Annotated in this window: 3 protein-coding genes; all 3 read left to right on the top strand. The window is 26.2% G+C overall.

The features are described from left to right. Window positions 1-432: hypothetical protein (locus tag JWF52_RS18755; protein WP_286184279.1), on the top strand; the 432-nt coding region annotated here is incomplete at its 5' end. Between the two features lie 134 nt (window positions 433-566). Then, window positions 567-1,424 (top strand): YitT family protein, encoded by an 858-nt coding sequence (locus JWF52_RS18750; RefSeq protein WP_208334988.1) that lies wholly within the window; start codon window positions 567-569, stop codon window positions 1,422-1,424. A 63-nt stretch (window positions 1,425-1,487) separates the two neighbouring features. Next, window positions 1,488-1,916, top strand: a complete 429-nt coding sequence (locus tag JWF52_RS18745; RefSeq protein WP_208334987.1) for a DUF2871 domain-containing protein — start codon at window positions 1,488-1,490, stop codon at window positions 1,914-1,916. The last annotated feature ends 6 nt before the right edge of the window (window positions 1,917-1,922 follow it).

The following is a 1,922-nucleotide window of genomic DNA, read 5'->3' as shown; positions in this document are numbered from 1 at the left end:
TTTAATATATTTAGTAAGTATGCTATTTATTTTATTGGAGGTGCTTTAATGGAAACAAGTAATTTTAATAATGAAAGGATTTTATGCTCTATTAACTGCTATAAAACGGTAAAAAACTCTGAAGTAGCAATAAACTTTATAGCAAATTTATTTTCAGAAGGGGTTGCAGGTTCTGTTGCAAGTGATTTTAGACTAACTCTAACTGAAGAAAATTTATATATAGAAGCCATAAATTACTGTGCTTGGGGTGGTTTACCCGAAGTTAGGTCTGTAGAAAAAATTCCTAGAACTAATATAAAATCATTTAATGTTAAATCTATAGATTCTAATGAAGTTGTTGAGTTAACTACTACTCAAAATAAAATTATAGTTTTTATAAGAGATAATGAAAAAAATGATAATTTAGCTTTAAAAATGTCTAGTATTATCTAAACAATTTATTTATTATATTTATCCTATCATCTTAAGTTTTAAATCAGCTTAGTTCTTAAGTATATACCATCTCTTTTTATTTAGAAAATATTTTTAAAATGCAAAATTAATACCTAATGGGGGGTGAAGTTGTTATGAAAAATAAGTTTTTTTCATACACTTTTGAACTAATGATACTATCCCTAGGTTGCTTTATAATGTCAGTTGGTCTTAATATGTTCTTAGAACCATACACAATAGCATCTGGTGGACTTACAGGTCTTGCAATTGTACTTAAAAGTCTTTTTAATACTCCTTTATGGCTTATAAATTTAGTTTTTAATATACCTTTATTTATATTCGGTGTTAAAATTCTTGGAAAATCTGATGCAATAAAAACTTTGATAGGAATTCTTTTACTTACATTTTTCCTAGGACTTACACAACCTCTAACTACTACTTTTAATACTAATGATATTTTATTATCTGCTATTGCAGGTGGAATTGTACTTGGTATAAGTCTTGGAATGTTATTTAGAATAGATGCTTCAACTGGTGGTACTGAACTTGCTTGTCTTATTTTAAATAAGATATTTCCATCTATTAGTATTTCAGTATTTATGTTTATAATCGATGGTACTGTAATTCTTTTAGCTGGAATTGTTTCTAAAAATATTGAAACAGCTTTATATGCTACAATATCTTTATATATTTCAGTTAAAATATCTGACGCTATTGTTGAAGGATTTGATTTTTCAAAATCCTTTATTATCGTTACTGATAAGCCTAATATAATTGGAAACTCTATTATGGATAATTTAGGAAGAGGAATTACTTTTTTAGAGGGTCGTGGTGGATATTCTAATGATAAGAAAGATGTTTTATTAGTTGTAGTTTCTAGACGTGAGGAGGTTATTCTAAAAAAACTTGTTAATGAAATTGACCCTATGGCATTTATTATTATAAATAATGCTCATGAAGTACTGGGAGAAGGATTTAGTAGAAAAGCATAAATTTTGTTTAATCCCCTAATGATTTGTGTATAAATTAAAATATAAATTATTAGGGGGCAAATTATGCAAAAATATTTTAAATTATCAACATTTTATTTAATACTAGGATTAATATTAGGGGTGTTTTACAGAGAGTTTACAAAACTAAATAATTTCACAGACCCAACAACTTTAGGATTACTTCACGCTCACACTTTAGTTCTAGGATTTGTATTTTTTATATTAGTCTTATTACTTGAGAAAAACTTTGAAATTTCTAAAGTTAAAAATTTCAAATTATGGATTATAACTTACAACATAGGACTTATATACTTACTTTCTACTTTAACATTTAGAGGCATTTTAGAAGTTAATAATTCTGACTTTGCCGGCCTTAGCCACATAGCTGGCCTTGGACATGCTATTTTAGGAATATCTTTAATCTGGTTTATTGTAATAGTTAATAAATCTTTAAAAAATTATGACTTATTAAAAACTTCTAAAAATAAATAATAAAAA

Source organism: Clostridium sp. CCUG 7971, assembly GCF_017590215.1.
Classification (GTDB): domain Bacteria; phylum Bacillota; class Clostridia; order Peptostreptococcales; family Peptostreptococcaceae; genus Faecalimicrobium.
The sequence above is the reverse complement of the archived record's forward strand: the minus strand, read 5'-3'. Positions and strand labels throughout refer to the sequence as shown.

Excerpts from the sequence above, each read along its gene's own strand:
- JWF52_RS18750 (WP_208334988.1), top strand. The coding sequence starts at position 567 with ATGAAAAATAAGTTTTTTTCATACACTTTTGAACTAATGATACTATCC.
- JWF52_RS18745 (WP_208334987.1), top strand. The coding sequence starts at position 1,488 with ATGCAAAAATATTTTAAATTATCAACATTTTATTTAATACTAGGATTA.